Source organism: Caballeronia udeis, from assembly GCF_001544555.2.
GTDB classification, from domain to species: Bacteria; Pseudomonadota; Gammaproteobacteria; order Burkholderiales; family Burkholderiaceae; genus Caballeronia; species Caballeronia udeis.
Genome location: NZ_FCOK02000146.1, coordinates 1 through 7,601 on the forward strand (window position 1 = coordinate 1; position 7,601 = coordinate 7,601).

A 7,601-nucleotide genomic window follows, 5' to 3' on the forward strand; every position below is an offset into this window, starting at 1 on the left:
ATCAACACCAAAACACGACATTTCTATCTTGCTCAAACACGACATTAGGATATTGCCCCTACATTTAAAAAGTTGATAATTTGTATTATGTCAATATTGGTAACTCTGGGATTGTGGTAACACCCTAGTTCTGCAAACACCTGGCTAAAGCCAATTCCCCTATTGAGCGACTACTGGCTGTGACCTGGCTTGGGGGCCTCAAAAGCGAAGCGCGACTGCGCTGCTTTGCACCGTACCTGCTCGACGTGCAGAGCACGCACGTCGGAATCTTGCCCACGCGCATTGTGATTCCTCTTCGACCTACCTCGGTGTCCGACGCAAGCAAACTTGACCCGAACTGCTAAGTAATCTTGGTCACTTCGCACTTGTTCTTCAACCTTTGGCTAACTTCTGGCCTGATTTGCGTCCGCGTGAATAACGAGTGGCCTGCATTACTTGTTGCTCGATGCAAACCCGCTTAGAGGATGGACACGCAACACGACAACCGCTGTGTCGCTTCGCGCGCATCCGCTCCCCAAATTGCTTCCACTTCAAGGCGGCGAGTATCGAATTCTTTTAAAGACGTGGCAACATGCGACCAACGATGTTTGAATACATGGTTCCAAGCATTCACTTCGTCCTTCGCGGACGGATTGATGCCGCCCTGCTTATATCCTGCCGGGAATTCCGCTGCGACCACGAGCGGAGCGCGACAGTTGAACAGCGCCTCTCGAAGTGAATAGGACGCACGCATCAGCGCTAGTGCAGCCTCGAATTTAGTTCTTCCGCCAAGCTCGCGGATCCAGTTATTCAGCCCCTTTCGAGCGACGAGCGCCGTGACAACCCTTGCTACCGCGAGCGCCACATCCTTGGCCATGCCCACGACTAGGCCAGTCTCAGCTAGCGTCATGACAACTCATCCATAATCTCTTTTCCGATCAACCTTCCGTGCCTGTCATCCACGCCGGCAAAGGCGTTCTGACGTGATAGTGAGTTGGCATGTCGCCGCGCCAAATTTTTTCGCCTAGCTCAGCTCGCTTTGCCGTATCGAACGTCGCGCGTGGTTCGCGAGTCGAAGTCGCGCGGGCGGCTCGTTTAATTCGTTTTAGAACTGTTGTCATCTGTTTTCCGAGTCAAATAATCTCGCCTGCGTGGCGATCCGCTTCAGCCGCGGTTCCAGGGGAGACATAAGGCTGATCACCGAAACCGCTCACCGAGTAGCCAATCATTTGCGCAAGCAGCTTAAGGTCCTCTTATCGTGTCAGAGGGCAACGCCAGTGCATCGAGGCCGCCTGGATAGGCGTCCAAAACGCGCTCTACTAGCGAGTTTCGCTTTGAAGCGAACAACGCCGTGCACATCGCGTTCGATTGGTTGCATGGGATGTTTCATAGCAGCTCAATTTTCCGTTGCGTGCGTTTGGGACAGTTCCGACGGATGAAGTGCTAAAAAGCAACGCGTTGGTATCGCCACGCCAGGCTCAACTCGAAGCAATTCATGCCCGACCTTTCATTGTGGGTCTGGTAAGCGTCTCTGACGAGGTATCGCCGGCACGCATCGACATAAACGCTGATGCCGCCCGGTCGCTCTCTTAGTAGCGTTTGCCCGGTATTGTCGCCCACCAACAGGTAAATGTCGCACTCGGGAACCTTCTCGGCAGAATCGGCGCAAATTTGGACGCCAACTTTCAAGCCCTGCCACTGCAACAGGGCGTAGGGGCGTGCGCCGATGACCGGCTTGCCCCGTGCTCTGTCTGCGGCGAGTAGTTCTTCGCCCGTCCACTCCTGCTTGTCATATCGGTCCGCTGCCGTGCTTAACAACGCTACTCCATTGGAGTACACGAGAAGGGAGTTATGAATCCCGTTGTTGTTGTCCCTCCACAAGGCTGTGCCAGCCACCACTAGAGACATGGCGTGGCCTTCAGTCGCCCGGCACATATCCCTGTCGAGTCGTGCCTTCTCGTACACCGACAACGGCACTTGCATCCTATGCATGCCTTGATGGAACGATGCTTCCGGGGCAACGAAAAGGCGGCAGCCATTGGACATGGCCTCCCGGATCTTGTTCAGCATCGGCTGCAAAACATGCTCCAACGCTTGCGGCTTGGCAAGGTCACGTTGCGGGCAATAGACTTCGGTCGGCCAATTGACCCAGCTGGCCTCGATTTTCGGCAAGGCCGCCACCCAGCGGCACGGGTCGCTTCCATCCATTATCGGTTTCACATCCTCTGCGACCGTTTGCGGGGGAATACGCTCAGGAAGTATCCGGTTCGCGTTGACGATCGCCTCGGGTTGGCAATTTGCCAATGGCTGACCGTTCGACGCAAAGTAGTAGAAGTCAAAGCAGGCCGCTAGTCTCGTAAGATCGCCCTTCCAACTGGAACCGTTCCCTATCAGTGAGTGATGCCGCATCGATTCCAACCGCCGCAAGCTGCTGAAGACAAACAAATAGATCTTAGGTGGCACAATGTTTTTTCCTATACGTCCATCATCAGATCGAAATCCGAGTCTGGATGATCTTCGAACAACATTGACGATTGCCGGACCGCACTCCCGCCTGACAACCAGCAATCAGACCAGCCCAAAATTTCTGCCGTCCGGGACTCGATTGATTTATGGCTTTACCTTCACTACTGCAAAAACATGAAGCGCATCACCGGCGTGAACACGACGGCGATAGCAACCGGAAGCTTCACCTCTCAAGCGTTTTCTATCGTTGATCGCGCACGCCGGAACCCACTCACGCTTACAACACTGGAATGATCAGATGCTGGCCGACAAGAATGAGGTTCGGATTCGGCAGGTTGTTACGCTTCTGAATCTGGACGTACCGCGCCGCGCTTCCCAGTTGGCTCGACGCGATCAAATTCAGCGTGTCGCCCCCCTTGACCAGGTAGGTCTTTTCGCCGCTTGTCGCAGCAGTTGTGACGACCTGATTGCTGATGAAATATTTCCTCAACAGATTCAGATACTCGGGCGACTGCTTGACCTTCGCAATAGCTGAATTCAGGTAGACAAGAAGCGTGGCGTCATCCTTGCGCACTCCGATCTTGTAGGCGAGGTTCGAACCATCAAGTTTCGTGACCGCAAACGTCAGGTCGGTTCCCTCGATCTCCGATACGCCGAACGGGTAGTCATAGACAATAGCGTCGACCTGTCCGCTGTCCAGATAATGTGAAGTCCAGGAGCGCTCACCGTTGATACTCGCATCAGACAACTCGACGATCTTGCTTGTCGGAAACGCTTTTTCTGCAAACGCCTTGACGTCCGGGTCTCCTTTCAGGATGCCAACCGGTTTGCCGGCCAGATCGGCCGTCGACTTTACCGGGGACCCCTTTCGCACGATCAGCGAGTAACCAAAGTCATCGATGTAAGGTACCGTATAAACCACCCCACTCGGCGTGTCATCCGGGAAAGTCAGCCCGTCCATCGCAACGTCCACCACCGCGTCGCCATGTTTGTCGGACTGCGTCAATTGCGCAGGCACCGCTGGGTAGGTATCGACGCCGTGGTGCGTGTCCACCCTTATGCTGCCGTGATCGCCCGAAGCAAATTCCTTCTGCGAGAAGAGCAGGTTCGCGAAGTCGACATTGAAGCCCTGCGCCTTACCGTTGTCTTCCGAGTAAAAGGGCTTCGATGGATTTTCCACGCTGACACGCACAACGCCGCTGCTAAGGATCGCTTTTAACGTGTCACTGGTCGGTGCTGGGCCTGACGGCGTGCTGGACGCCGTCTTCGGCGTGTCAGAATCACTCCACCCGCTGCTCGCTGCGCCGGCTGCCGAGACATCGGTGGCCGTGACGTGCGGTTCGCCCTCACCGAGTAAGCCCTTCACTCCCCCATGATAGATGAACCACCCAGCAGCGAGCACGACCAGAAAGAGAGCGGATCCCAGTATTTTCTTCATGTCTTGTATGTGAATAGCTAAAGGTTGTTTTCGCGTTTCGGCGCAAGACTGCGCTTACTTCGGCTGCACGGGCGAGCCTAACTGCTGCTGCACCGGCTGAGCTGCAATCGTGACGTCAATGGCGGCCTTTGCCTGCTGCACCTCGGAATTCTCCATCAAGGACGTTTCCATTTCGGAGAATGCCTTATTGACTGAATTCATCACTGAATCGAGAGCTGCGTCAGTCGTGATCTGGGCAAACGTGTTGCTCGACTGCATGCCGGCGATCTTGTTCATTCGCTGAGCTGATTGCGACATGTCCCACAGTGCCTTCGCCCGTTCGATCGCGTCAGAAAAGCGCTGCAACTCCTGCTGAACCTGCTTGTACCGGCCTTCGCGGAAAGCAAGAAGTTTGTTCATCGTTTCCAACTGCGACTCGAAGCGACCGGCGTCTTCGGGGTACTGCTTTTTGAAAACGCTTGTCTTCTGTTCGAAGTTCTTCACTTCGGTGCGAAAGGCCGTGATGCTGTCCTTAAATTTTTCTGCCGCCTGTCTCTTTTCGTTCAATTCGTTGTATAGCGTCTCGATCGGATTCTTCTCCGCCTCGGTGACAATCATTTTGATCTTTTGGTTCGCAAACTTCATCGCAATGACCGGCGCGAAATTGATTGCCGCCAAACCCAGGACCGCGGCCACGATCAACCCAACGAGCCCCTTGATCAACAAGATTGCTAGTGGCGCGCCAACGGCAATACAGAGACCGATAATGGCCCACTTGATGATTTTCACTTTAGTCTTGTTCGAGGTCGGTTCCACGAACGTATTGCCATTCGACATTTGAATCCCCTTTGACATTTGCAACGGTTTCATTTGTTTAACTTGTTCAATTGCCCAGCAAAGTCGTCTCTAAATGCAGCCACGGGTCCTTGCCTGCGCAGCCGTGCTGTCCCGATTTATGTGCTCACCCACCAGGACGGCGGGCTGCCTGCCTTGCTACCACTGGCGGGAGGGCTTGGAGCACGTTTGGACTTTTTTGTACAGTCCTGGCAAGTCGTTTCGTATCGTCGTCCAGACGATTTTAAGATCCACCGTGGAGTAGCCGTGAGCCACGGCATTGCGCATTTGATAAGCGAACGCAAGGGGCAACGCTGGGTTCGCGGTCGCAAATTCTGGGTAGTGCACCTCGACGTTATGACAAGCCTCGCCGATGATCTCGATGTTTCGGATCACGGCGTCCTGGGTCATCTCGTTCTTCATGAACTCCTGCTCGCTCATGTCGACGGTGTATCGCTCGATGCGCCGAATAGCCTCCAGGACGTGCTCCAGATAGTGAGGTAATCGATCCTTGTCACGGCTCATACCGGGACCGCCTCAGCAAGGACAATCGCACGAAAATCCGGAGGTAGGGCGTTCGGAGTCACCACATCAACCGGCACCCCAAGTAGTTGGAGCAGTTCGTGCCGGATCGCGCCGATGTCAAGCAATGTCGTTTCCGGCGTCGGGTCAATCAAAATGTCGAGGTCGCTGCCCTCGGAATCGTCGCCGTGAATGACGGAGCCAAACACGCGCGCGTTGGAGGCGCGATGAGCCGCAACCACTCGACGAATGGCTTCTCGGTGACTTGCAAACGCAAGAGACGGCTTCATTGCTCAAACTCCTTTTCGACGCGGCAAATAGTTCTTGATGGTTCTCCTACCCTTCACATTGCCGTTTCCTCAAATCCTAATGCATGACCCTATAGTGGTACGCGTTGCGTACCATGTCAAGCATTAATCTTACCTTTCGTTTTATGACTAGACAGCAGGCGATCGACCGCCGCACGCGCAAGTGCAGGAAGTGGCCGATGGTCCTTCGACGTGTCCGGCATCCGATACGTTTTGAGCGCACGAGGGTTGATGCCGGACGATTCGGCAAGTTCATCCCAAGTGACACCGAGCGCATCCTTTGCTGACTTCAAGAATTCTTGCTGGGTAGTATTCGACATGGCCTTTATGATGATACGCGTTGCGTACCATCATAACGCGTGCTGACCGCTATGGATATAACGGCGTTTTGCCTTGATTCTTGAGTCAGGAACAATAAAGCAGCGTGTTTCATACGACTTCAGCAAACGCTCGCGATGCGTCCGCAAGGGAAACGTCAATATATCGGCTCGTCTGGTCAATGTCCTGGTGCCCGAGAAGTAGCTGGACCTGCTCGATGGTTGCGCCATTTCTGAGCAGTCTTGTAGCGAATGTCCTGCGTCCGCTGTGGCTCGTTCCATTCGTGCCTGCCGCCCGGTACAAACCAGTGACATATGCCTGTAGGGAGTCTGCCGCCCAATAGTCGGTCCACTTACCCTGCTCGTCCCTAGTCGCTTCAAACTCAGCGCGTAGGGATAGCCTTTCCGGCTGAGGACAAGCGGGAGATGCGGATTTGGCCCGTGATATTCGGTGCGACCGAAAGCAGTTCCCATATCGTGCTCGCCACGATATGCCACGTATCGGCGCAATGCAGAAATAAGTTTGGGCGACGACGGAATGTTTCGACACTTGAGATAACGGTCACTCACCATAAAGACTTTTGGGAAGCGGCACGGCATCTTAAATCGGCGGGAATTTCGGTGGAGATATCGCCGCGTTCCAAATCAAACAGTGCGCGCAACCACGAATGGCTCATGCGTTCTCAAGGTTTGGATTCGTTTCATGCGTTCAAGCCGGCCTAGCCAAGAGGATTTACACATTTTGCTCGTGGCTAGCGCGGTCGTCTTTAAGGTGACCGGGCTGAACAGTAGTCACTTATGCTTTCATTGAACGACGACCGGTCGATGGTGCTTCCTTTGGTTAGAGAGTGGCGCAATTTGCTTCGACCCTAGCGGAAACAATAACGGGCACTGTCCAGTGCTACATCCTTATTTATCAATGACTTGCATTGAGCCAAAAGTGGTCAATATTGCCACGAGCGCGCCGCGGAACGGTTGCGCCAGGTTTGCCCATTGGCTGCGGCGCGCGACAGGCTCTAGCGTGATGGATGGTCAAGTCGACCTGCGATACGCCCGGGAATTTGGGCATTAATCGATCGTAAGCGCTCGATCTGGCACACACGGGACCAATATGTCCGCGTGGCAACGTTCGCGTCAATACGGTTCGGACCAAGCGCTGTTAGGCGGTCAAGCCGTAGGCTTCGAGAAGTTAAACGGCAGCAGGTCGGTAACATCGGCGTCTAATGCTCGTTGCGGCAATTCGCTGAGTACCCGTACGAGGTATGCATAAGGTTCGACGTTGCACGCTCGGCACGTGAGCATCAAGCTGTAGATCATGGCACTGGCCTTCGCACCAGCAACCGTGTCACTGAACATCCACGAGGATCTGCCCGTGCAGAATGGCCGGATGTCGCGCTCGATGACGTTGTTATCGATTGGCGCGCGCCCGTCGTTCACGTAGCGGCTCAGGTACGTCCACTGATTGCGTGTATAGGCGATCGCCTTGCCCAGCAGGCTCTCAGGAAGAATTTGCGGTGCCAGTTCGTCAAGCCATTTCCTGAAGGACTCCAGCAGCGGCACGCTGTGTTGCTGACGCAGCCGGAAGGTGTAATCGACGCGCGTCTCGTCCTCGGGCAGATCTCCTTTTGCGAGTGTTTCGACCTGGTAGAGCGCCTTAAAGTATTCCAGTGCATGTGCGGCACGCCCGCCTGGTTTCTTCATGCCCTTGAAGGCATCAACAAAGGCGCGTCGCGCGTGGGCGAGGCAGCCGAAGTGGGT

9 protein-coding genes are annotated in these 7,601 nt (G+C 54.7%); all 9 read right to left on the bottom strand.

Annotation, left to right across the window (positions count from 1 at the left end):
• Positions 1-457: 457 nt before the first annotated feature.
• Positions 458-856 carry a hypothetical protein gene (locus AWB69_RS44365; protein WP_156529206.1) on the bottom strand — a complete coding sequence of 133 codons (399 nt, stop codon included), beginning with the start codon at positions 854-856 and terminating at the stop codon, positions 458-460.
• 566 nt (positions 857-1,422) lie between these two features.
• Positions 1,423-2,442, bottom strand: a complete 1,020-nt coding sequence (locus AWB69_RS44370) for a nitrilase-related carbon-nitrogen hydrolase (protein ID WP_062093102.1) — start codon at positions 2,440-2,442, stop codon at positions 1,423-1,425.
• Positions 2,443-2,722: 280 nt separating this feature from the next.
• Positions 2,723-3,883, bottom strand: a complete 1,161-nt coding sequence (locus AWB69_RS44375; RefSeq protein WP_062093103.1) for a transporter substrate-binding and LysM peptidoglycan-binding domain-containing protein — start codon at positions 3,881-3,883, stop codon at positions 2,723-2,725.
• A gap of 54 nt (positions 3,884-3,937) precedes the next feature.
• The gene (locus AWB69_RS44380; RefSeq protein ID WP_062093104.1) at positions 3,938-4,732 is read right to left on the bottom strand and encodes a hypothetical protein; all 795 of its coding nucleotides are present in this window, start codon (positions 4,730-4,732) and stop codon (positions 3,938-3,940) included.
• 123 nt (positions 4,733-4,855) lie between these two features.
• Positions 4,856-5,221, bottom strand: coding sequence for a HepT-like ribonuclease domain-containing protein (locus tag AWB69_RS44385; protein ID WP_062093105.1), 366 nt, complete (start codon positions 5,219-5,221; stop codon positions 4,856-4,858).
• On the bottom strand, positions 5,218-5,508 hold the full coding sequence (locus tag AWB69_RS44390) for a nucleotidyltransferase family protein (RefSeq protein WP_062093106.1): 291 nt from the start codon (positions 5,506-5,508) through the stop codon (positions 5,218-5,220). Before AWB69_RS44390 ends, AWB69_RS44385 begins: the two co-directional genes overlap by 4 nt.
• Positions 5,509-5,624: 116 nt before the next feature.
• Positions 5,625-5,846, bottom strand: a complete 222-nt coding sequence (locus AWB69_RS44395) for a hypothetical protein (protein ID WP_062093107.1) — start codon at positions 5,844-5,846, stop codon at positions 5,625-5,627.
• A gap of 109 nt (positions 5,847-5,955) precedes the next feature.
• The gene (locus tag AWB69_RS47400; protein WP_231937449.1) at positions 5,956-6,393 is read right to left on the bottom strand and encodes a site-specific integrase; all 438 of its coding nucleotides are present in this window, start codon (positions 6,391-6,393) and stop codon (positions 5,956-5,958) included.
• Positions 6,394-7,010: 617 nt separating this feature from the next.
• A partial coding sequence (locus AWB69_RS44400) for an IS66 family transposase (protein WP_156529207.1) occupies positions 7,011-7,601 on the bottom strand: 591 nt, incomplete at its 5' end.